General features: G+C 66.1%; 19 protein-coding genes. 6 read left to right on the forward strand and 13 right to left on the reverse strand.

What is annotated here, in order from left to right; translation table 11 throughout:
• From FB461_RS09195 to FB461_RS09245, 11 genes are all read right to left on the reverse strand, one after another.
• On the reverse strand, positions 1–303 hold a 303-nt coding region (locus FB461_RS09195; RefSeq protein WP_142121388.1), incomplete at its 3' end, for a hypothetical protein.
• 115 nt (positions 304–418) lie between these two features.
• Complete coding sequence (gene rpoB / locus FB461_RS09200) at positions 419–3,934, reverse strand: DNA-directed RNA polymerase subunit beta (RefSeq protein ID WP_142121390.1); 3,516 nt, start codon at positions 3,932–3,934, stop codon at positions 419–421.
• Positions 3,935–4,205: 271 nt separating this feature from the next.
• Positions 4,206–4,964, reverse strand: coding sequence for an SDR family oxidoreductase (locus FB461_RS09205; protein WP_142121392.1), 759 nt, complete (start codon positions 4,962–4,964; stop codon positions 4,206–4,208).
• A gap of 81 nt (positions 4,965–5,045) precedes the next feature.
• Positions 5,046–6,377, reverse strand: a complete 1,332-nt coding sequence (locus tag FB461_RS09210; protein WP_142121394.1) for an aspartate aminotransferase family protein — start codon at positions 6,375–6,377, stop codon at positions 5,046–5,048.
• Between the two features lie 121 nt (positions 6,378–6,498).
• Positions 6,499–7,683 (reverse strand): ABC transporter substrate-binding protein, encoded by a 1,185-nt coding sequence (locus FB461_RS09215; RefSeq protein WP_142121396.1) that lies wholly within the window; start codon positions 7,681–7,683, stop codon positions 6,499–6,501.
• Positions 7,684–7,742: 59 nt separating this feature from the next.
• A complete protein-coding gene (locus tag FB461_RS09220) occupies positions 7,743–8,510 on the reverse strand; it encodes an ABC transporter permease (protein ID WP_142121398.1) in 768 nt (255 codons plus the stop codon).
• Positions 8,507–9,391 (reverse strand): ABC transporter ATP-binding protein, encoded by an 885-nt coding sequence (locus tag FB461_RS09225; protein ID WP_142121400.1) that lies wholly within the window; start codon positions 9,389–9,391, stop codon positions 8,507–8,509. The genes FB461_RS09220 and FB461_RS09225 overlap by 4 nt, the downstream gene beginning before the upstream one ends.
• Complete coding sequence (locus FB461_RS09230; protein ID WP_142121402.1) at positions 9,391–10,260, reverse strand: ABC transporter permease; 870 nt, start codon at positions 10,258–10,260, stop codon at positions 9,391–9,393. The genes FB461_RS09225 and FB461_RS09230 overlap by 1 nt, the downstream gene beginning before the upstream one ends.
• On the reverse strand, positions 10,257–11,288 hold the full coding sequence (locus FB461_RS09235; RefSeq protein WP_142121404.1) for a TIGR03842 family LLM class F420-dependent oxidoreductase: 1,032 nt from the start codon (positions 11,286–11,288) through the stop codon (positions 10,257–10,259). The genes FB461_RS09230 and FB461_RS09235 overlap by 4 nt, the downstream gene beginning before the upstream one ends.
• Before the next feature lie 11 nt (positions 11,289–11,299).
• Positions 11,300–12,733: a dihydropyrimidinase gene (hydA, locus tag FB461_RS09240; protein ID WP_142121406.1), complete on the reverse strand. Its 1,434-nt coding sequence runs from the start codon at positions 12,731–12,733 to the stop codon at positions 11,300–11,302.
• Between the two features lie 64 nt (positions 12,734–12,797).
• A complete protein-coding gene (locus tag FB461_RS09245) occupies positions 12,798–13,646 on the reverse strand; it encodes a nitrilase-related carbon-nitrogen hydrolase (protein WP_142121408.1) in 849 nt (282 codons plus the stop codon).
• Positions 13,647–13,884: 238 nt separating this feature from the next.
• Between FB461_RS09245 and FB461_RS09250 the strand changes: the two genes are divergently transcribed.
• The 4 genes from FB461_RS09250 to FB461_RS09265 all read left to right on the forward strand — a co-directional run bounded on the left by FB461_RS09250 (position 13,885) and on the right by FB461_RS09265 (position 18,330).
• Positions 13,885–15,246 carry an aminotransferase-like domain-containing protein gene (locus tag FB461_RS09250; RefSeq protein WP_142121410.1) on the forward strand — a complete coding sequence of 454 codons (1,362 nt, stop codon included), beginning with the start codon at positions 13,885–13,887 and terminating at the stop codon, positions 15,244–15,246.
• A 191-nt stretch (positions 15,247–15,437) separates the two neighbouring features.
• Complete coding sequence (locus FB461_RS09255; RefSeq protein WP_246046185.1) at positions 15,438–16,454, forward strand: putative F420-0 ABC transporter substrate-binding protein; 1,017 nt, start codon at positions 15,438–15,440, stop codon at positions 16,452–16,454.
• Positions 16,454–17,518 carry a putative F420-0 ABC transporter permease subunit gene (locus FB461_RS09260; RefSeq protein WP_142121412.1) on the forward strand — a complete coding sequence of 355 codons (1,065 nt, stop codon included), beginning with the start codon at positions 16,454–16,456 and terminating at the stop codon, positions 17,516–17,518. The genes FB461_RS09255 and FB461_RS09260 overlap by 1 nt, the downstream gene beginning before the upstream one ends.
• Positions 17,515–18,330, forward strand: coding sequence for an ABC transporter ATP-binding protein (locus tag FB461_RS09265; protein ID WP_142121414.1), 816 nt, complete (start codon positions 17,515–17,517; stop codon positions 18,328–18,330). Before FB461_RS09260 ends, FB461_RS09265 begins: the two co-directional genes overlap by 4 nt.
• A 109-nt stretch (positions 18,331–18,439) precedes the next feature.
• Here FB461_RS09265 and cofE read toward each other — a convergent pair whose 3' ends face one another.
• Entirely contained in the window at positions 18,440–19,243 is an 804-nt protein-coding gene (gene cofE / locus FB461_RS09270; RefSeq protein WP_142121416.1) for a coenzyme F420-0:L-glutamate ligase, read from the reverse strand.
• A 1-nt stretch (position 19,244) separates the two neighbouring features.
• Positions 19,245–20,243, reverse strand: a complete 999-nt coding sequence (locus tag FB461_RS09275; RefSeq protein WP_142121418.1) for a TIGR03557 family F420-dependent LLM class oxidoreductase — start codon at positions 20,241–20,243, stop codon at positions 19,245–19,247.
• A gap of 145 nt (positions 20,244–20,388) precedes the next feature.
• Between FB461_RS09275 and FB461_RS09280 the strand changes: the two genes are divergently transcribed.
• The gene (locus tag FB461_RS09280) at positions 20,389–20,577 is read left to right on the forward strand and encodes a hypothetical protein (RefSeq protein WP_142121420.1); all 189 of its coding nucleotides are present in this window, start codon (positions 20,389–20,391) and stop codon (positions 20,575–20,577) included.
• Positions 20,578–20,645: 68 nt separating this feature from the next.
• Positions 20,646–23,555 (forward strand): multicopper oxidase domain-containing protein, encoded by a 2,910-nt coding sequence (locus FB461_RS12325; RefSeq protein ID WP_246046187.1) that lies wholly within the window; start codon positions 20,646–20,648, stop codon positions 23,553–23,555.
• The last annotated feature ends 7 nt before the right edge of the window (positions 23,556–23,562 follow it).

The raw sequence follows: 23,562 nt of genomic DNA on the forward strand, positions 1-23,562 counted from the left end.
TGACGGCGCGGCGAGCTCGATGTGGCCCATGCGCTCACGGCGAACCTTGGAGCGCGTGACCTTGACACCACAGCGCTCACACGTGATGCCCTTGAAGCGCACGCGCTTGTACTTGCCGCAGTAGCATTCCCAGTCGCGGGTCGGACCGAAGATCCGCTCGCAGAACAGCCCATCCTTCTCGGGCTTCAGCGTGCGGTAGTTGATCGTCTCGGGCTTCTTGACCTCACCGTGAGACCAGGCGCGGATGTCATCGGCGTCGGCGAGGCCGATACGCAGCTCGTCGAAGATGTTGACGTCGAGCAAGATGTCCTACTTCCTAATTGTCGCCAGCAGCAGGGCTGGCAAATATGGAAAACCTTGAGTGGTGGTGTGGCGGCGGCGCCGGGGCGCAATGCCCGTGGCCGCCGCCACACGCACGTCAGATCTCGTCGATGCTGTTCGCGGCGTTCGGGCGACGCGACAGGTCGATTCCAAGTTCCTCCGCGGCGCGGTAACCGTCGTCGTCGTCGGACTCCTTCATCTCGATGATGCCGCCGTCGATCGAGAGCACCTCCACGTTCAGGCACAGCGACTGCATTTCCTTCAGCAGCACCTTGAACGACTCGGGAATTCCCGAGTCCGGGATGTTCTCACCCTTGACGATCGCCTCGTAGACCTTCACTCGACCAGGGACGTCGTCCGACTTGATCGTGAGGAGCTCCTGGAGGGTGTAGGCCGCACCGTATGCCTCGAGCGCCCACACTTCCATCTCACCGAAGCGCTGGCCACCGAACTGGGCCTTACCGCCGAGTGGCTGCTGGGTGATCATCGAGTACGGGCCGGTCGAACGCGCGTGGATCTTGTCGTCCACCAGGTGGTGCAGCTTCAGGATGTACATGTAGCCGACCGCCACCGGGTCCGGGAACGGCTCGCCGGAGCGACCGTCGAACAGGCGGGCCTTGCCGTCCGGGCCGACGAGGCGCTGACCATCGCGGTTCGGCAGCGTGTTGGCGAGCAGGCCCGTCAGGACGTCCTCTTCCACGCCGTCGAACACCGGAGTCGCAACGCGGCTGCCGGGCTCCGCCTGGCGAGCGTGTGCGGGAATCTTTTTGAGCCATTCGTTGGCCGATTCCTTGAGTCCCGTCACGTCCCAGCCCTGCGAGGCGATCCAGCCCAAGTGGACCTCAAGCACCTGGCCGACGTTCATTCGTCCCGGCACACCCATGGGGTTCAGGACGATGTCGACCGGGGTACCGTCCGCGAGGAACGGCATGTCCTCCTCGGGCAGGATGGTCGAGATGACACCCTTGTTCCCGTGGCGGCCCGCGAGCTTGTCGCCGGCGGTGATCTTGCGGCGCTGAGCGATGTACACGCGGACAAGTTCGTTCACGCCAGCCGGCAGCTCGTCGCCGTCGTCGCGGCTGAACGTGCGCACCTCGATGACCGTTCCGGACTCGCCGTGGGGCACCTTGAGCGAGGTGTCGCGCACCTCGCGCGCCTTCTCGCCGAAGATCGCGCGCAGCAGGCGCTGCTCCGGGGTCAGCTCGGTCTCACCCTTGGGCGTGACCTTGCCGACCAGGATGTCGCCGCTGGTCACCTCGGCACCGATACGGATGATGCCACGCTCGTCCAGGTCCGCGAGGACCTCGTCCGAGACGTTGGGGATGTCGCGAGTGATCTCCTCGGGGCCCAGCTTGGTGTCGCGGGCGTCAACCTCGTGCTCCTCGATGTGAATCGAGGACAGGACATCGTCCTTGACCAGGCGCTGGCTGAGGATGATCGCGTCCTCGTAGTTGTGGCCCTCCCACGACATGAACGCAACCAGCAGGTTACGGCCGAGCGAGAGTTCACCGCCGTCGGTCGCAGGACCGTCCGCCAGAGCAGATCCGACCTCGACGCGCTGTCCGGCGTCCACGAGCACGCGCTGGTTGAAGCTCGTGCCCTGGTTGGATCGGACGAACTTGCGCACGCGATACGTCGACGTGGTGGCGTCGTCGTTGGCGACGGTGATCAGGTCGGCAGAGACCTCGGTGACGACACCGGCCTTCTGCGCGATGATCACATCGCCCGCGTCGATCGCCGCGCGCCACTCCATGCCGGTACCGACGACCGGAGCCTCGGAGCGGACCAGCGGCACGGCCTGGCGCTGCATGTTGGCGCCCATGAGTGCACGGTTGGCGTCGTCGTGCTCGAGGAACGGGATCAGGGCCGTCGCGACCGACACCATCTGGCGCGGCGAGACGTCCATGTAGTCCACCGAGTCCGGCGTGACGTCATCGGTCTCCCCGCCCTTCAGGCGGACGAGCACGCGCGGCTGCTGGAAGGACCCGTCCTCGTTCAGCGGAGTGTTCGCCTGGGCAATGACGTAACGATCCTCGTCGTCCGCGGTGAGGTACACGACCTCGTCCGTGACGCGGCCGGCCTCGACCTTGCGGTACGGCGTCTCGATGAAGCCGAACGGGTTGATGCGGCCGAAGGACGCGAGCGAGCCGATCAGACCGATGTTCGGGCCTTCAGGGGTTTCGATCGGGCACATGCGGCCGTAGTGCGAGGGGTGCACGTCACGGACTTCCATGCCGGCGCGGTCACGCGACAGACCACCGGGGCCAAGCGCCGACAGGCGGCGCTTGTGGGTCAGACCCGCGAGCGGGTTGTTCTGGTCCATGAACTGCGACGACTGCGAGGTTCCGAAGAACTCCTTGATCGAGGCGACGACCGGGCGGATGTTGATCAGGGTCTGCGGGGCGATCGCCTCGACGTCCTGAGTGGTCATCCGCTCGCGAACCACGCGCTCCATGCGGGAAAGGCCCGTACGGATCTGGTTCTGGATCAGCTCGCCGACCGCGCGAATGCGGCGGTTACCGAAGTGGTCGATGTCGTCCGTCTCAACGCGCACCTCGGTGATCTCGCCACCGCGGATACCCGCGATCGAGTTCTTCTCGGCGTGCAGGGCGCACAGGTACTCGATGGTGGCGACGATGTCGTCGACCGACAGGACCGAGTCGCTGAGTTCCTTGTCGACGCCCAGCTTCTTGTTGATCTTGTAGCGGCCGACCTTGGCGAGGTCGTAGCGCTTCGACGAGAAGTAGAAGCTGTCGAGCAGGTTGCGACCGGCCTCCGGCGTGGGCGGCTCGCCCGGACGGATCTTGCGGTACAGGTCGGTGAGCGCCTCTTCCTGGGTGTGGACGGTGTCCTTCTCCAGGGTTGCCAGCACGGCCGGGTAGTCGGCGAAACGCTCGCGGATCTCCGACTCGCTGAGGCCGAGGGCCTTCAGCAGGACGGTGACGGACTGCTTGCGCTTGCGGTCGACGCGCACGCCGACGGCGTCGCGCTTGTCGATCTCGAACTCCAGCCATGCACCGCGCGACGGGATGACCTTGGCAAGGTAGACGTCCTTGTCCGAGGTCTTGTCGGGGATGCGCTCGAAGTACACGCCCGGGGATCGGACGAGCTGCGAGACGACAACGCGCTCGGTGCCGTTGATGATGAAGGTGCCGCGCTCGGTCATCAATGGGAAGTCACCCATGAAGACCGTCTGGCTCTTGATCTCTTCGGTCGTGTGGTTGTAGAACTCAGCCGTCACGAAGAGCGGCGCGGCGTAGGTGAAGTCCTTGGCGCGGCACTCGTCCGGGTTGTGCTTCGGCGGCTCGAACCGGTGGTTCGAGAACTGCAGCGACATGGTCTGGCCGAAGTCCTCGATCGGGGAGATCTCCTCGAAGATCTCCTCGAGTCCCGAGGTCTCCGGCACGTCACGCCGACCGGCGGACTTCGCCGCTGCGACGCGCGCCTGCCAGCGCTCATTGCCTAGTAGCCAGTCAAAGCTCTCGGTCTGGAGAGCAAGTAGGTTTGGAACCTCCAACGGTTCATAGATCTGCGCGAACGAAATACGGCCAGATGCCGTACGGTTCGCGATAGCTTCAGCGGATGGAGCAGAAGGGGTGCGCGAGGCAGCCAAGTGGGGTCCTTCCCTGCGAAACGGAGACGCAAACGACACTCGAGTTCCACGCAACTTCCCCCAAATCACCCTCTGGTGAAGTTCGGCAGGCTGAAGCGAGGCACACGACGGCGCAAAGCGACAGCATATCCGAGTCCGGCAGGATAATGCAAGTGGCGGGAAAAGTCGATTACCAGGCCTCCCGCGCGGCGGGTCGCGAACGATGGTGCGAGCCGATCAAGCGGCAGCAACTGCGCGCATCTCGGACGCGGGGAGCGCACCGAAGTGCCGGTTAGACGCCAGTTCGGGCGATGGTGGTGTTGTTCGCCTGTGCCCGCGGACGCACGATAAGCAGGTCGACGTTCACGTGTGCGGGCCTGGTCAGCGCGAACGAGATCACATCCGCGATGTCCTCGGCCACGAGCGGCTGGTAGCCCTCGTATACGGCCTTCGCGCGCTCCGTGTCGCCGTCGAACCGGACGAGGGAGAATTCCTCGGTCGCGACGTTGCCGGGCGATATCTCGATCACTCGTATCGGCTCGCCGACCAGTTCCCAGCGCAGGGTCTGGGTCAGCATCCGCTCGGCGTGCTTGACGCCCGTGTAGCCAGCGCCTCCGGGGTAGGGCGCGTGGGCCGCGGTCGAGGTGAGGACGAGTACATCGCCGGCGCCGGATGCCCGAAGGAGCGGCAGCACCGCCTGGGTGACCTGCAGAGTGCCGATGACGTTCAGCTCGTACATCCTGCGCCACTGCTCGACGTCGGCCTGCTCGACAGGATCGAGCCCGAGTGCCCCGCCCGCATTGTTGACCACGGCGTCCAGCCCGCCGGTCGCAGCCAAATGCTCGGCCAGTTCCCCGACCGCATCCGCATCCGTGATGTCGAGCGGATACGCCTCCGCGCCCGTCTCGGCCGCGAGCGCGGCCAGCCTGTCCGCTCGCCGAGCCGAGGCGACCACGTTCCATCCCTCGGCTCGCATTCGACGCACCGTGGCAGCGCCGATTCCCGAGGACGCCCCCGTCACCAGAACCCTGCGTGGGGATCGAGCAGTCATATTCGCTTTCCTTCCGTACGGATCGGACCGGGCCGAGGACGAGTTCTCCGTCCGCGGTCTGAGCCCATGGGGTTTTCGCAATCAGGCAGGTGCTTCGGCGAGTTCGTTCAGCACGTCAGCCACGATGCTCAGACCGGCACTCGCCTCGACGGCCGAGACGACGCATGGCGGCACGATGTGGATGCGATTGTCGGAGATGAAGGGAACGAGACCGCGCGAGAAGAGCTGCTGCTTGATCTCCGCCATCTGCGCAGCGGGAAGCGGCGCCTTCGATCCTTTGTCCTCGACCAGTTCGATGGCCCAGAATACGCCGGTTCCGCGCACGTCACCCACTAAGCGATTGGATTCGGCCAGTTCCGCCAGCGCGGGCCCGATGACCTGCTTGCCGACGAGTGCGGCGTTCTCCACGATCCGTTCATCTCTCATCGTGTCCAGGGTCGCCACGATGGCGGCCATGGCCAGCGGATGCCCCGAATACGTGAGGCCACCCGGGAAAACTCGTTCATCGAATGCCCGCGCTATCCGCGCGCTGATCGCCACCCCGCCGGCCGGCACGTAACCGGAATTGACGCCCTTGGCGAAGGTCACCAGGTCGGGGATGACGTCATGGTCATCGAACGCGAACCACGATCCGGTCCGGCCGAATCCTGACATCACCTCGTCCAGGATCAGGACGATGCCGTACCTATCCGCAATGGCACGCACGCCGGCCAGATAGCCGGGAGGCGGCACGATGACGCCGGCTGTGCCGGGAATGGTCTCGAGCAGAATCGCGGCGATGGATTCGGGACCTTCGCATTGAATGGTGCGCTCCAGATGCTGCAGTGCGCGTTCGCATTCCTGTTCCGGGGACTCCGCCCAGAACTCCGAACGGTACTCATAGGGACCGAAGACGTGGACGTGCCCGCGGGAATACTCGTTCGGGATACGGCGCCAATCGCCGGTCGCCGCGATCGCCGCACCGGTGTTGCCGTGGTACGACCGGTAGCGGGACACGACTTTGTCACGGCCGGTGAACAGGCGCGCCATGCGAATCGCGTTCTCGTTGGCATCCGCTCCCGCATTGGTGAAGAAGATCTTCTGAAAAGAGTCCGGCAGCTGGCGCAGGATCTTCTTCGCCGCCTTTGCGCGAGTGGCGTTGGCGGTCGCCGGCGAGATGGTCGTGAGCAGATCCGCTTGCTCCTTGATCGCCGTGACGACTCGTGGGTGCTGATAGCCGATGTTCACGTTGACGAGTTGACTTGAGAAATCGAGCCATCGATTGCCCGCGTGGTCCCACAGCGTGCAGCGCTCGCCACCGGCAACCACGAAGGATGGCAGGTGCGCCTGAGCCGACCACGAGTGGAAGACGCTGGCGTGATCCGATTCGAGCACCGCGGCGTCGAGGGCGGCGCCTGTTGGAGCGACAGACATGGAGAACCCTTCTTTCTTGGGACAGCGGACTTCTGCGAACGTGCGGTCGGTAGCGGCGGGGTGGATGGGCGGAGGTCCCGGTTCCGCAGAAGCCTCCCGCCCCGCCGCTACCGAGTTCTGATCAGTTACCGCCCTCGTTCAGCGTCACGTCGATGGGTGTGAAATCTGCCCCCAGCACGTCGACGCCTTCAGCCTCGAGTTCGGCGAGCGCCTTCTCCACGTACTCGTTGGAGAAGGCGGTGGCCGGCGGGTCGGTGCTGACGATCGTGGCACCGGTCTCGTTCTTGGTCTCCTTCGCGATGGAAACCGTCTGGTCCCACTGGTCCTGGTTGATGGTCCCGATCCCGGACGTGGACGGCCAGATCAGCTTGTTGACCTCGTTGGTCATCCACAGCTGGTGGCTGGTGCCCAGTGTGGAACCCGCGGCGGTCACGATGTCTGCTGCCTCTTGGGCGTTGTCGCGGGCGTAGACCCAACCCTTGATGGACGCCTTGATGAACTTCACCGCGGTGTCGGCATAGTCGCTGTCCGAGGCGAGGCGGTCCGCGTCGGCCCAGATCGCATCCTGCAGCATGGCGGTGCCCTCATCGTTCCAGTCGATGACATTGAGGTCATCCGGCGTGTACAGCTCGCCCGTGTCCGGATTGACCGTCTCAAGGACCTGGGCGTACTCGTTGTAGGTCATCGCCTGTGCCGCGTCGATGTCGCCGGACAGGAAGGCATTCATGTCGAATGCCTGCTGGACGAGGTCGATTCCTGAGGCGGTGTCGATCCCGGCCTTCTGCATGCCAGCGAACAGCTCCCACTCGTTGCCATAGCCCCACGAACCGACCTTCTTGCCGGCGAGGTCTGCTGCCGTGGTGATTCCCTTGTCCTTGAAGGAGATCTGCGTGGTACCACTGCGCTCGAAGATCTGCGCGATGTCGGTCACGTTGGTGCCCTGTTCGATTGAACCGAGCACCTTTGGCACCCACGAGATCGCGAAGTCGGCGTCGCCCGCGGCGAGCACATCGATGGGCACGGTGTCGGTGCCCGCCTCCTGGATGGTGACATTGAGGCCCTCGTCCTCGTAGTAGCCCTGATCGACGGCAGCGTAATAGCCCGCGAACTGCGCCTGCGCCACCCATTGGAGCTGCAGAGTGACGTCGGTCAGTTCACCCGATTCGCCGTCAGTTTCGGCAGTCGAGGGCGTGTCGGAGGCCGTGGGCGAGGACGAGTCATCCGAGGACGAACAGCCGGCCAGGGCGAGAGCGGCGGTCAGGGTGAGCGCACCCAGCCTGACCGCGGTGCGTACGTTGTTCTTCATGAGGTTGTTCCTCTCTTTGGGCGGTAAGGGGAGGACGAGGAGCGAAGCCTTCGCCGTCGCTAACGGCGACGAAGACTGACTCGCTCCAGCCCAGAAGTGGCGACGAAGAAGATCACGCCGATGGCCACGGCACCTACCACGTATGCCCAGGCCAGGGCATAGCGTGAGGAGGACACCGCAGAGGTGATGGCACGGCCGAGCCCATCGACCGGTCCGCCGAAATACTCGGCCACGAGGGCCGAGATCACCGATACCGAGGACGCGATGCCCAGACCGGTGAAGAAGAAGGGCAGAGCACCCGGCAGTGTCACCGTGCGAGTGATCTGCCACGGGCTCGCCGCGTATACGCGCATGAGGTCGCGATGGATGGGGGCAACGGTGAGGAGACCCCGCAGGGTGTTGACATAAACCGGCACGAATGCGGCGAGTGCAGCTATCAGGACGCGCGCCGTCTGGACGCTCTGCCCGAACATGGCGTACAGCACGGGCGCGAGCGCCACGATGGGGACGACGGACGCGGCCATCACGATAGGAGCGCTCGCCTCGCGCACCAGCCGGAAGGATGCGGCGGTCCCCGCCCATAGGAGCGCCACGATAACTCCCAGGATCAGCCCGTACAACGAATTCAGCGCCGTGGCACTGGCCGCCTTGGCGATGAGGCCCACGTTGTCAGTGAACTGTTCGCCGATCGCGCCGGGACTCGGCAGTACGTATGGTTCGAGGTCGAACGCGACCACCAGCCACTGCCAGATCCCCAGGCAGGCCAGCCCAAAAACGACAGGGGCGACGATGACGCGTGTCTTGTCCCACGCTCTGACGGAAGTCATCGCAGATCCACCCCTTTGCCGCCGGATTCGACGGGCTCACCGTGCGCACTGTGGAGTGCCTCGCGGACTGCCGCGACACCGTCGAAGAACTGCCCATCCTCACGCAGGTCGTCGTCCCGATCGGCAGCGCGACCCAAAGACACCGGAACGATCTCGGTGACACGTCCCGGCCGCGGCGACATGACGACCACGCGATCGGACAGGTACACGGCCTCGGGGATCGAGTGCGTGACGAAGACGACGGCAGCGTTCGTATCGGCGCGGATGCGCAGCAGTTCCGTCTGAAGGCGCTCGCGAGTCATCTCATCGAGCGCGCCGAAGGGCTCGTCCATCAGCAGCAGACTCGGCTTCTCCGCGAGCGCGCGGGCTATCGCCACTCGCTGCTGCATGCCACCCGACAGCTGCGCTGGCTGGTGCCCCGCGAATTCGGCCAGGCCGACCATGTCGAGCAGCTCGCGCGCCCGCTCCCGGCGCGCCGCCTTGCCGACGCCATGGAGTTCGAGTGGCAACTCGATGTTCGCCTGCACGGACCGCCACGGTAGGAGGCCAGCCTGCTGGAAGGCAATGCCATAGTCCCCGCCTTCACGGGCAGTGCGAGCCGGCTTCCCGAACACCTCGATAGCACCCGAGGTCGGCTGATCGAGGTCGGCGATGAGGCGCAGGAGGGTCGACTTGCCGCAGCCCGACGGCCCGATGAGCGACACGAACTCACCCGCCGCCACCTGCAAGGACACGTCGCTCAGTGCGTGCACCACACCCGAACGGGCTTCGAAGGTCCGCGTAACGTCCCGCACGTCCACCGCCACGGCGGGCGCAGATCGGCCGGAACTTGCGATCACTGCCGCCTCGCCACGGTTCTCGGCTGCGTTCTCCTCAGTCATCAGTCGACCTCCGCGTATCGGTATTTCTTCAGTAGTTTGCCGATCGCCGCGACCGTGCCCGCCGCCACCAGTCCGATGAGAACAGCGCCGAAGATCGGCGACCAGGCCTTGGCCGGGTCGGAGGATCCGGCTTGGGCGAATTCGATGATCATGCGCCCGAGCCCGCCCTTGAGTCCCGTCGAGACCTCAGCCACGATCGCGCCTATGACGGCGTTGGCGGCCGCCAGGCGGAGCGCGGGGATCAAGTAAGGCACCGCGGCCGGCAGCCGCAGGCGAAACAGGGTCGTGCCCCATCCCGCGGAGTAGGCGCGCATCAGATCCAGGTGCACGGCCTCGGGCGACGAGAGTCCCCGCAGCATGCCCACAGCGACCGGGAAGAACGCGAGGTAGGACGCGATGACGGCCACGCTCATCCACGACTGCCATTCGAAGGAGCCGAATTCGAGTCTGGTTCCCCAGCCCTTCACCAGCGGTGCCAACGCGATCAGCGGAACGGTCTGGCTGAGGATGACCCACGGCAGAATCGCGGATCGCGCCGTGCGGAACCGCTGCATCACCACCGCAAGGAGGATCCCGACCACGACGCCGACCAGCCATCCGACTCCCGCAATCCCCAGCGTGAAGCCGCCCGCGAGCAGAACCGACTGCCACAGCGGCAGCGCATCCTTACCCCTGTTGATGGGTTCGATCGCGCGCGCGACCATGTCCCACACGTGCGGCATGGCCGTATCGGTCGTGCGCGGCAGGATTGTCAGATCGCCGATCATCACTCCGTCTGCAGGCCCGAGCCACTTGTACAGTTCCCACACGAGGACAAGCGTCAGCACACCGGCCAGGCCGGTGATCGTGAGGCGGATCCGCGAACTCATGCCGTGGCCGTCACTGCCTCGGCCATCGCCGGAATGACCCGCTCACCGTAGGTCCGCAGCGTCTCTTCCTTGTTGTCGTGCTGCAGGTACGCCGCGAACTGCGTCACTCCCAGCTTGCTCAACTCCGTCAATTTCTCGACGTGGTCGCGCGGGGATCCAAGGAGGCAGAAGCGCTCGACGATCTCGTCCGGCACGAACGTGGTGTGAGAATTGCCCGCCCGCCCGTGCTCGTTGTAGTCGTATCCCTCCCGTTCCTTGATGTAGTCCGTGAGCGCCTTGGGGATAGCCGAATCAGTGCCGTATCGCTTGACGATGTCGGCGACGTGGTTGCCCACCATGCCGCCGAACCACCGGCACTGCTCACGCATGTGGGATCGTTCTGCCGGGGACTCGCCGTTGCCCGTGTAGGCCGGGGCGGCGACACAGAACTTGATCGCCTCCGGGTCGCGCCCCGTGGCCTCGGCCGAGTCGCGTACCGCCTTGATCATCCAGGCGGCGATGTCCGGATCGGCCAGTTGCAGAATGAAGCCGTCACCGACCTCACCCGTCAGTTTCAGCGCCAGTGGGCCATACGCCGCGACCCACACGTCCAGAGCCGATCCCTGCGCCCACGGGAACTGCACCGTGCGATCGTTGATGGCGACGGAACGCGAGTTGGCGAGTTCGCGGATCACGTGGACCGCGTCGCGCAAGGTGGCCAGGTTAGACGGCCTGCCATTCAGCGTTCGCACGGCCGAGTCTCCGCGTCCGATGCCGCAGATCGTCCGATTGCCGTACATCTCATTCAACGTGGCGAACAGCGATGCCAGGACTGTCCAGTCACGCGTGGCTGGATTGGTCACCATAGGTCCGACCACGATCTTGCGGGTGGCGGCCAGCATCGCCGAATAGATGACGAACGGCTCCTCCCACAGCAGATGGGAGTCGAAGGTCCAGGCGTGCGTGAAGCCGTAGGTTTCAGCCAGCCGGGTCAGTTCGATTACTCGTGACGCGGGTGGATCCGTTTGCAGAACGATTCCGAAGTCCATCTCTCGGCTCCTTAAATGAGGTACTGGCTCAGGCCGCGCTTGATGTACCGGCCGTGGCCGAGCCTGCCGCGGAACTCGCCGTCGGCCACCACGACCGAGCCGCGCGAGATGACGGTGTCGACGTGGCCATCGATCTCGAAGCCCTCCCAGGCGGAATAGTCCATGTTCATGTGGTGGGTCTTGCTGAGGCCGATCGAGGTGTGTCCGTTCGGGTCGTAGACGACGACATCGCCGTCGGCACCTGGCGCGATGACGCCCTTCTGTCCGTGCATTCCGAACATGCGGGCGGGGGTGACCGAGCAGATCTCCACCCACCTCTCCAGCGAGATCTCACCGGTGACCACGCCCTGGTACATCAGATCCATGCGGTGTTCCACGGAGCCGATCCCGTTGGGGATCTTGGCGAAGTCGCCTATTCCCAGTTCCTTCTGGTCCGCCATGCAGAAGGGGCAGTGATCGGTGGAGACGAGTTGGAGGTCGTTGGTGCGCAACGCCTGCCACATGTGGTCCTGGTGGCCCTCCGCGCGGGCTCGCAGGGGTGTCGAGCACACCCACTTGGCGCCCTCGAAGTCTCCCCACTGCTCGCTGACCGCACCCAGCTGTTCCTCAAGGGACAGGTACAGGTACTGCGGGCAGGTCTCCCCGAACACGTTCTGCCCCTGGTCGCGAGCGGTCGCGATGTAGTCGACGGCCTGCTTGGCGGAGACGTGGACGATGTACAGGGGCGCGCCAGCCAGGTCTGCCAGAAGGATGGCGCGGTTGGTGGCCTCGGCCTCGGCCTGCCACGGACGAGTCACCCCGTGGTAGTACGGCGAGGTGTTGCCCGCTGCCAGGGATTGCTGGACCAGGGTGTCGATGACCGACCCGTTCTCCGCATGCATCATCATCAGCGCACCGTTGTCGGCGCCCTTCTGGAAGGCCCGCAGGATCTGACCGTCATCGGACAGGAACACACCTTTGTAGGCCATGAACAGCTTGAAACTGGTCACGCCCTCCGCGATGAGCTCGTCCATCGCTGTGAGCGATGAGTCCTGCACGTCGGACAGGATCTGGTGAAACCCGTAGTCGATGGCGCACTGTCCGGCGGCCTTGTCATGCCATGCCTGGTACTGCTCGAGGATGTTCTGGTCCGGGTACTGCACCACGAAGTCGACGATCGAGGTGGTGCCGCCCCACGCCGCCGCTGTCGTGCCGGTGGCGAACGTGTCGGACGCGAACGTACCGCCGAACGGCATCTCCATGTGGGTGTGCGCGTCGATGCCGCCGGGCACGACGTACTTACCGGTGGCGTCGACGACCTGATCGACGCTCGCGGCGAGATCGACTCCGAGGGTCTTGGCCCCCGGCGGCAACACGGCGACGATTTTCTCGCCGTCGATGAGGACGTCCGCCTGGGATCGGCCGGTGGAGTTCACGACGGTACCGCCGCTGATGAGAATGGACACAGTTTTCCTCCCTGGTTCATCGGATCGCGTTCGGGTGGGCGCGCGGGGTCAGTGCTGCCGCGCGTCAGGGTGCGACGATCGGCCCGTAGGCGTCCGGCCGGCGGTCGCGGAAGAACTGCCAGCGCTCACGGACCTCGCGCACCAGGTCCAGGTCGAGGTCGCGGATGAGCAGCTGGTCGTCCTCTGTGGAGCCGACCTCTCCGACGTAGTTCCCGTCCGGTCCAACGGCATAGGAAGATCCGTAGAACTTCACGGCGTCGTCCCCGTATTCGTTGTCCTCGAGGCCGACGCGGTTGTTGGCGATGACGAAGACGCCATTGGCGGCGGCCGCGGCGGGCTGCTCGATCTCCCACAGGCGATTCGACACGCCGGGGGCGGTCGCGTTGGGATTGAACACGATCTCAGCGCCGTTCAGCGCCACGGTCCGCCATCCCTCGGGGAAGTGCCGGTCGTAGCAGATGGTCACGCCGACCTTGCCGATCGCCGTATCGAAGACGGGCCAGCCCAGGTTTCCGGGGCGGAAGTAGAACTTCTCCCAGAATTTGGGCAGGTGAGGAATGTGGTGCTTGCGATACTTGCCGAGCACGGTACCGTCCGCATCGATCACGACCGCCGTGTTGTAGTAGACGCCCGGCTGGTCCTCTTCGTAGATCGGCAGCACTACGACGATGCCGAGTTCCTTCGCGAGTGCCGAGAAGCGATCGGTCGTGGGGCCGGGAATCGTCTCGACGTACTCGTAGTACTTGGGATCCTGCGTGATGCCGAAGTAAGGGCCGTAGAACAACTCCTGGAATCCGATGATCTGTGCGCCCGCCGCAGCGGCCTCGCGTGTCCAGTCTTCATGCAACTGGATCATCGACTCCTTGTCGCCGGTCCACCGTGCCTGGGTGAATGCCGCTCGCACAATGCTCATGGTGTTACTCGCCTCCAAGTGGTGTGGATGGTGGTGGCGAGCAGTGGGCGAGGCCCACCAGGAGCGCCACCTCGTCGTGCTTAGTTGTAACCCTGGCCCTTGAACATTTCTGCGGCGTAACCTCTGCCCCGAGCGGAGGGGCACTATGTATCCACTCGGTTAATTCCTGCGCATGGCGCGTTACCGATCACTGTGGAAAGCCCTTTCTGACCCCTCCGAGTCGCCCAAAAGGGGCACGATGGCACGCATGCACGTCACTGTTTCCGATCTGGTTGAACAAATCGCCGAGCCCTCGCCCCGCGGTATCGCCGCCGGTATCGCCCGCCTCATGCGCGCGGGAGAATTGCGGCCCGGGGATCGGCTGCCCACGGTGCGGAGCCTGAGCGCAGCGCTCGGCGTAAGCCCCGCGACCGTCAGCGGCGCGTGGCATGCACTCGCCGATGTCGGGCTCGTCGTCACACGCGGACGCGCGGGAACGTTCGTCCTACCGGAGCCGGCGAGCTGGCTGCCTCCGCGCTACCGCACGATGAACGAGACGACGCACGACACCGAGCTCGACCTGTCGACCGGTACCCCCGATCCGAGACTGCTTCCCTCCATCGGGCGCGCCCTCGTCCGGGCGGCCAGCCGATTGCAGGGAGCGGAGACCGGCAGCTATGTCGCCGCGCCCGTCCTCCCGGAGCTCGAGGCGCTGATCCGCGAAACCTGGCCGTTCACCGCGCAACGGATCACGGTCGTCGATGGGGCGCTCGATGCCCTGGCCCGTGCAGTGGAGCAGGCGACGAGTTTCGGCGACCGCATCGCCGTGGAGAATCCGGGCTTTCCGCCCGTGTTCGACCTGCTGGAACAGGCTGGGCGCGACCGGGTGCTGGTGGAACTCGACGAGCACGGGATCACGCCGCCCAGCCTTGAGAGCGCTCTGCGCAAGAACGTCACGGCCCTCATCGTGCAGCCACGCGCGCACAATCCGACCGGGGTGAGCATCTCCCCCACGCGCGGTCGAGAACTGGCCGCGATTCTGCGGCAGCATCCGGGCGTGACCGTGTTCGAGGACGATCATTCGGGCGATGTGAGCGCCGCACGAGACTTCAGTCTCGGCACGCTCCTGCCCATGCGCGTGGTCAGGATTCGTTCCTATTCCAAATCCCACGGTCCAGACCTGCGCATCGCTGCCATCGGCGGACCGGCCGCCGTGATCGACCCGCTGGTCGCGCGGCGCATGCTCGGTCCTGGCTGGACGAGCAGACTGCTGCAACGCGTGCTCATCGACCTGCTCACGGATGCGGATGCCATGGACGCCGTGACCCATGCACGCCGCGTCTACTACAGCAGATCCCACCTGCTCACCGCCGCGCTGGCAGCCGAGGGCATCGAGATCCGGCCAGGGGACGGCATCAACATGTGGCTCCCCGTGCACGACGAGCAGGTCGCGCTCACCCGCCTCGCGAGTGCCAGCGTCAGCGCGGCGCCGGGTACGCCGTTCTTCGCCGCTCGAGACAGCGAATACGCCCGCCGGGATCACATCCGGATCTCGCTCTCCACTGACCTCGCGGACGTCACCGATCTGGCTCGCGTATTGGCTCACGCCGCCCGCCCCTGACCCGGTGTTTCAGGCGCGTAAACGATCTTCCGGGTACGTCCTACGATGAATGCTGACCGTGGATCCACTCATGATCTGTCGCAGCGACCCACTGAATCGGGCGCGTGTCATCGTGGCGCACTTCGACGTCGCACGCACCCACGGGTCGGCCTCGCCCGGCTCATCCGCCCGATTCCCCAGGAGGCATCTGCGTGAAATCACCATTGCCCACGAGCGCCGGAGCGCTCGTCCTCATCTCCGCCCTCGCCGTGACAGGTTGCGCAACCGACACCACCACGGCGGAACCCGCCGCCAGTGCGGCATTCACCGCGGCGGCTGACTATCCGCTCACGATCGACAATTGCGGGTTCGAACTCACCATCGATGCCACACCGCGGCGCGTTGTCACCATCAAGTCGTCCACGGCGGAGATGATGCTCGCGCTCGGAGTCGGTGACAGAATCGTCGGCGCCGCCTACCTTGACGGACCCGTTCCGGACGCCCTCGCGGAAGCTGCCGCCGCAGTTCCCGCCCTGACGAATCCGCTCAGCGACAAGGTTCCGGGGTCGGAGGCGACGCTCGAACTCGAACCGGACCTGATATTCGCGGGATGGGAATCGAACGTCAGCGCCGACGGTGTCGGGGAACGGAGCCAGCTGGCAGGGCTCGGTGTCAGCACGTACGTCGCACCCTCCGCGTGCAAGGAGCCGGGCTACCAGCCCGATCCCCTCACATTCGACGACATCTGGACCGAGATCGCTCAGGCCGGGCAGATCTTCGACGCCGCCGAGAGCGCCACCGCGCTCGTCGCCGAGGAGCAAGCCGAGCTCGCGGCCGTCGTGCCCGACGAACGCGGGCTCACCGCTCTGTGGTGGTCGTCCGGCACGGACACCCCCTACGTCGGCGCCGGCATCGGGGCCCCGCAGCTCATCATGGACTCCGCTGGGCTCACCAACATCGCGGCGGACACCCACGATACGTGGGCACCGATGTCGTGGGAGGCGATCGCCGCCGCCGATCCGGACCTGATCGTGCTGGTCGACTCGGAATGGAACAGCGCGCAGAAAAAGACGGACTTCCTCGCGTCGAACCCCGTCACCCGCGAACTGTCCGCCGTCAAGGACGGCCGATACGCGGTGATTCCCTTCGCGGCGACGGAGGCGGGAGTGCGCACCGTCGACGCGGTAGCCGACCTCGCCGCACAACTGTCCGGAATCCAGGAGCGCTGATGGTCACGGCGGCTGTGACGGCAGGGGAAACGATGGTGGGGCGCACCCGATTGCGTGTACCGGCCGTCGTCCTCGTCGGCTTGGCACTCGCCGTGAGCATCCTCCTGTGCGTCATCGTCGGCGCGGCCGACATCGCCCCCTCCGAGGTGTTCCGCTCGGTCCTGCACCACCTGGGGTTGGGCCCGGCGCTGGACGCGCAGCCGCTCACTCCCCTGCGAGACGCCATCGTCTGGGACCTGCGCATACCTCGCGTGCTGACGGCGGGTGCCGTCGGTGCCGGACTGGCCATCTGCGGGGTGGTGATGCAGGCCGTCACTCGCAACCCGCTCGCCGACCCCTACCTCCTTGGACTGTCCTCCGGGGCGTCACTCGGGGCGGTCGCGGTGCTGCTGCTCGGCGTACCGCTGCTCCTGCCGATCGCGGCGTTCGGCGGTGCCGGGCTGGCCCTCGCCGCAGCGCTCGCGCTGGCAGCCTGGGGCGGGAGCGCCGCTTCACCGGGCCGCACCGTGCTGGCGGGAGTCGCGGTCTCGCAGGCATGCGCGGCACTCGTGAGCCTCGTCGTGTTCTGGTCCGCGAGCGCGGACAGCTACCGCGAGATCCTCTCATGGCTGCTCGGATCGGTCGCCGGGGCAACGTGGACGTCCGTGTGGCTCACGGTGGGCGCTGTAGCGACGCTCGGCCTCGGCCTGGCGCTCAGCGGGAACCTGCTGGATGGCTTCGGGTTCGGGGACGAGGCCGCCGCCGCGCTCGGCATCCGTGTGGAGCGGACCCGCCTCCTGCTTCTGGTCGGCACAGCCATGCTGACCGGGGCGCTGGTGTCGCAATCGGGCGCGATCGGATTCATCGGCCTTGTGGTGCCCCATGCCGTTCGGCTGGTGGCCGGGCAATCTCATCGACTGGTGCTGCCCCTGTCGGGCGCCGCGGGGGCCCTGGTCCTGATGTGGGCGGACACGATCGCCCGATCCGCGTTCGCCCCGCGGGAGCTGCCGGTGGGCGTCGTGACGGCCGTGCTCGGCGCGCCGATCTTCGCGATACTTCTTCGCCGGACCAGGAGCGCGGCATGAGCGCGATCGCCTCGCCGGGCTGGACATACCCTCCGCTTACGGAACACGGCCTACGGGCCAGCGGCATCACGATCTCGATCGGGGGCAAGGCCCTCGTCTCCGAGGCAAGCCTGAGGCTGGAGCCAGGGACGGTGACAGGACTGGTCGGGCCGAATGGCGCCGGGAAGTCGACTCTGTTGCGGGCAATCGCCGGCGTGCGCCGGCCCGAGGTGGGAACCCTTCAGTTCGACGGGATCGATCTCGCGAGCACGCCGGTCCGCGAGCGGGCTCGATTGGTGGCCTTCATGGAGCAGGAGGCATCACCGACCTTCGACATGACAGCGATCGAGGCGGTGATGATGGGGCGCCTCCCGCATCGCTCCGTCCTGGCGGGTCCCAGTGCGTCAGACGAGGACATCGCTCGTAAGGCCCTCGCGAGAGCGGGCGACGCGGCGCTAGCGGAAAGGAGTATCGCCACGCTCTCCGGAGGGGAACGGCAACGCGTGCACCTGGCGCGCGCCCTGGCCCAGGACCCGCGTCTGCTGGTGCTCGACGAGCCGACGAACCATCTCGATATCGGAGCTCAGCTCGCAACCATGGCGCTGCTCCGCCGCCTCGCCGCTGAAGGGCTGACCGTCCTCGCGGCATTGCATGACCTGCAGACGGCAGCGACGCACTGCGATCAGGTCGTCATGATGGCAGGTTCCACGATCGTCGCGGCGGGGTCCGTGACAGACGTGCTCACGTCCGATCTCATCGGCCGCGTCTACGGCGTGCACTGCGACATCATGACGAATCCCAAGACCGGGCGGCCGCTGCTCGCCTTCAGCTGATCGAAGACCACTGAGCGGCAGTGCGGCTCCGAGCGGAGCGAGTGGCATGAGTTGAGCGAGCGACATGAGCGGGCAGAGCGGCATAAGCGGCCACGCCTGAGGGTGCGCCTCAGCGGACCCGACCGGCGGCGTACCCGGCGGCATAGCCCGCGGCGTAACCATCGGCGTGAGCCTCCGCGCTTCCCCGGCGGAACATGTCCGTCTCGGAGGGACGCACGATGGCCCGAGCCCCGGGACCATCCTGCTGCATTACCCACTTCTCGGCACCCGAGATGACCGCCGCGGCGACGCCATCGGCCTTCCCCCGCACCAACTCGCTCGCGGCCGCCAGTTCGTCAGCGACGGCGACCACCGTCGCCGATAGTTTGCGGCCGCCAGCGTCCGGACGCCCACGCATGTCATCGAGCACCATGACCCCGGCGGCGCCGATAGCCATATCGGTCACTCCCTCGCGCCACGCCCGCCCCGCCGAATCGGCGATGATCACCCCGACGTTCGCTCGTGTCACCCTCCTGAACTCTGCTCGCAGATTCCGTGCGCTGGCATCCGGGTCCTGCGGAAGAAGCAGAATGGTCCCCTCGGCGGTGTTGGACGCGTCAACGCCCGCCGCGGCCATGACCAGGCCCAGATGGTTTTCCACGATCCTGGTGGTGCCCGAACCATCCGAATGCTGACGCGACGCCACCGCCCGAACTGTCTGACGAGAAATAGCCTCTTCGCGATCGGCGGCGCGGAGAATCCTCCCCTCCGCCTTGGACACCGCCTTGCTGGTCACCACAACGATGTCGCCGTCCGCAAGAGCGGCGGTGGACTCGTCCTCGAATGGCGTGAGCGCGGCCAAGATCAAGTGAGCGAGGTCATCGCCCGGCACCACCTCACCGACGCCGGTGACCGGTCGGATGTTGATGCTCATGTCAGCGCTTCAACTTGGGCAGAACCTCGCGACCGAACACCTCGAGCCATTCGACCTGGTTGCGGCCGACGTTGTGCAGGTAGATGCGGTCGAATCCGAGATCAACGTATTTCTGGAGGGCCGCGCGGTGCACGTCTGGATCGGAGGAGATGACCATCCGTCCCTCGAAATCCTCGGGCCTGACAAGGCGTGCCATCTGCTCGAAATCATGCGGCGAGCGGATGTCCGCCTTGGGGAACTTCATGCCACCATTGGGCCATTGCGTCATCGCGTTCGCGAGCGCCTCCTCGTCGGTTGGCGCCCACGATAGATGCACCTGCAACACCTTCGGCATCGCGTCGGGGTCGCGACCGGATTCACGTGCCCCGTCGGCGAACTTGCCGAAGAGCATGTCGATTTTCTCCAGCGGAGCGCCCACCGTGATGAGCCCGTCGGCGACCCGGCCCGCCCGCTTGGCCGTCACCGGCCCGCCCGTGGCGACCAGGATTTCCGGCGGTTGCGGCGGCATGGTCCAAAGGCGCGTCGATTCGAGTTTGTAGTACGTCCCGGAGTGCTTCACATCCTTGCCCTGGCGCGAGGCGGTGAAGAGCTTCTTGATGACGTCGATGGCCTCGAACATGCGGTTGATGCGCTCCGGCGCCTCGGGCCAGTATTGCGCCACGATGTGCTCGTTGAGGGCCTCCCCCGATCCCAGGCCGAGCCAGTGCCGGCCGGGATACATCGCCGCCAAAGTGGCCGATGCCTGCGCAACCATCGCCGGATGCCAGCGGAATATCGGCGCCGTCACACCCGGCCCCATATCGCCGGAGGTGCGCTCCCCCAGGGCAGTCAGGACGTTCCAGACGAATGCCGACTGCCCCTGCGCGGGGACCCACGGCTGGAAATGATCGGCCGCCATCACGCCGGTGAATCCGTGAGCTTCGGCCAACGCCGCGAGGTCGACGACCTCTGTCGGATGGAACTGTTCAAGGGCGGCGACGTACCCGATCGTAAGAGTCATGGGATCACCGTAAGGCCGTGATGTTGTTGCGGAATGACCGGGTTGTTTCCGGAGTGGGAAAACCGAGCCCCGGCACGCGACCTCACACGCCCCAATTGCCCCCAAGGTCCTAGTCCCACCCCTCACAAAGGGGGACAATGAGGACATGACCACCTCACCGGCGCGCACCGACACCGATTGGGTCGATCCGCGGGATCAGATCAAGGTTGGCGTGCTAATGGCCAACGGTCGCCTTGCGCCGCGCAATTTCGCCTCCGTCGCGGAGGCGGAGGCCTGGGCGATCGAGGGCGAGGAAGTTGTCCAGTACAACCTCGTCTGCGAGTGCGACCGCTGACTTGCCCAGCGCGAGATCACGCCCCACTCCTGCCCCGCATGTAGCACCATCTGGAGAACTGAGCCGCAATGATCCCCATCCAGGCCACCACGAAGCCGCGCCGCATGAGCCGCACGGATCGCATCACCACAGTGTGGATGATTGTGGCGGTCGTGACGATGGGAGTCGGGATCGCCACGCGCGGGTCCATGGCGCAGCAGTACTGGACGATGATCCACGTCGTCACCCTCGGCGTCCTGACGAACGCGATTTTGCAATGGTCATGGTTCTTCACCCGCGCACTGCTGCATCTGCGACGCGACGATCGCCACTCGGGACGCGACAACGCCATCCGCGTGGTGGCCTTCAACGTAGTATTCATCGGTCTCATCGCCGGCATGTGGTCCGCGCACGCCTGGCTCACGGTAGTCTGCGCGGGACTGATCGGAGCGGTCATCGCGTGGCACGGCATTGCCCTGCTCATTGCCGCACGCACTCCCCTCGCCTCCCACTACCGCACCTTGACCTGGTATTACGCGACAGCCGCCGCGTTCTTGGTGCTGGGATGCGTGGTTGCGGGTTTCATCACGGTCGCAATGTTCGAGGCAGGTGCGCCCGCCTGGATCGTCGATGCGCGCGATGAGTTGACGCTGGTTCATGCCATCGTCAATCTGGGTGGCTGGATCGGGCTGACGATGGCGGGCACGCTCGTGACCCTCGGACCGACGATGCTGCGCACCAGGATGGACGAATCCGCCGTCCCGCGTGCCCGGCGGGCGCTGACGTGGCTGGCACTCAGCCTCCTGGCCGCTGCCACCAGCGCAATCACGGGCCCGCTGTGGCTGGTTGGCGCCAGCTTGGCCGGTTTCACCCTCGCGTTGCTCCTGGGCATCGGCGTGCCGCTCGGACGAGCTGCACTCGCCAAGCGTCCCGGATCGTATGCCACGTGGACCACGATGGCAGGAATCACCTTCATCGTTGTCGCCCTCGGCGCCGTAGCCGTCAACGCGCTGCGGGCAAGTGACGTCTCGGAACTGCGCGCCCTCAATGTTCCCTGGCTGATCGTGCTCGGGGTAGGCGGAATGTGCCAGATTTTCGTCGCCGCACTGACTCACCTCATGCCCATCGTGGTCGGTGGCGGTCCGGCACATGTCCGCCTGGGCATGACCACGTTGGAAACGGCTTGGCCGGCGCGCCTGGCCGCACGCTGCGCAGCACTGATCCTGCTCATGGGGCCATTCGGGGATGACCTCCAGCTCACCTGGTGGGGAATCGTGTTGGCAACGTTCATAGTCGACATTGCCCTGTTCGCACTCAGCGGCGTACGCCAAGGGCGGGCGAAGCGCTCGTCCACACCCACCACACCCGACACAACACCGGGGCGCGGAGACGCACCCACGCCCGCCACGAGTCCCCTTCGCGTCGCCGCGCCACCGCTGAACGCCACGCCCGCGAGCCCGGTCCCGGAACGCGCCCCCGCGCCGGGCCCACGCCCGCATCCCGGAGTGCTGGGTGGCCCCCTCGCACGCGCGGTGTGGGCACTCGGCGGCATCACCGCGGTCCTCGCAATCACGCTCATCGCTACGCTCCCCCACGATTCCGCCGCACCGAGCGGCTCGACAACGGCGTCAGTCACACCGACCGGCGAGTCCACGCAGGTCACCCTCACCGTCGAGAACATGTCGTACTCCCCCGCGCGCATCGAGGTGCCCGTCGGAAACGCACTGGTCGTCACCCTGCACAACACCGGTGATCAGCGACACGACCTCGTCTTCGCGAACGGCGCTCGCATCGAGGGCGTCGCCCCCGGAGCGAGTGCCACAGTCACGGTCGGCGTCATCGCGGGCGACGTCGAAGGTTGGTGCTCCATCGCCGGGCATCGGCAGATGGGTATGACGGTGCAGGTCGTGGCAACGGGCATTTCGGACGAGTCCTCCGCCTCTCCCGCGAACGGTGCTGAGCCGGGTGACGCGGGAGACGCAGACGATGGGAACGGAGGCGGCGGCGCGGACGACGAAGGAACGGCACACGGCGGCGCCCACGCTGGACACGGCGGGACGGCCACCGATGCGGGGCAGGGCGGCGGTGCGACGGAGAACTCGTCCTCGGCGACCATGGCGGAACTGTCCAGGCAGGCCGAGCTGTCCGACGCGGCGCTGGCGGAGCTGCCGCCACTTGGAAGCGAGACGTACCATCGCGCCACTTTCCGCGTCACGGAAAGCACCCAGCAGGTCACGGCCGGTCTCACGCGGCAGATCTGGACGTACAACGGCCAGACGCCCGGACCGGTGTTGCACGGCCGGGTCGGGGACACGTTCACCATCACGCTAATCAACGACGGCACCATGGGGCATTCGATCGACTTCCACGCCGGTGAGGTGGCCCCGAACGCCCCGATGGCGACCATCGAACCTGGGGAGTCCCTCGAGTACACGTTCACGGCGGGGCGCTCCGGCATCTGGATGTACCACTGCTCCACCATGCCGATGTCGAACCACATCGCGAACGGCATGTTCGGCGCGGTTGTGATCGAGCCCGATGACCTGCCCGCGGCCGATCGCACCTACGTACTGGTGCACGGCGAACAGTACCTGGGCGGGAACGGCGAACCGGCGGACGCTAGCAAGGTCGCTGCCGGAATAGCCGACGTCGCCGCGTTCAACGGGAGGGCGTTCCAGTACGATGCGCATCCGCTCGCCGCGCGGGTGGGCGAGCGCGTGCGCGTGTGGGTGCTGAATGCCGGGCCCAACTCGTCGCTGACGTTCCACGTGGTGGGCGCGCAGTTCGACACGGTGTGGCGCGAGGGGGTCTATTCGGTGCGTCAAGGCGAAGCGGCCGGGGTCGAGGGGACAACGGGGGCGCAGGCGCTTCCCCTGCTCGCGGCGGAGGGCGGATTCGTCGAGTTCGTCCCCAAGGAGGCCGGGGACTACCCGTTCGTGAATCACCAGATGTCGCTCGCCGAGAAGGGGGCGCACGGCATCTTCGCCGTGACGCGCTAGCGGCACG

The organism is Rarobacter faecitabidus (assembly GCF_006716265.1).
Classification (GTDB): Bacteria; Actinomycetota; Actinomycetes; order Actinomycetales; family Cellulomonadaceae; genus Rarobacter; species Rarobacter faecitabidus.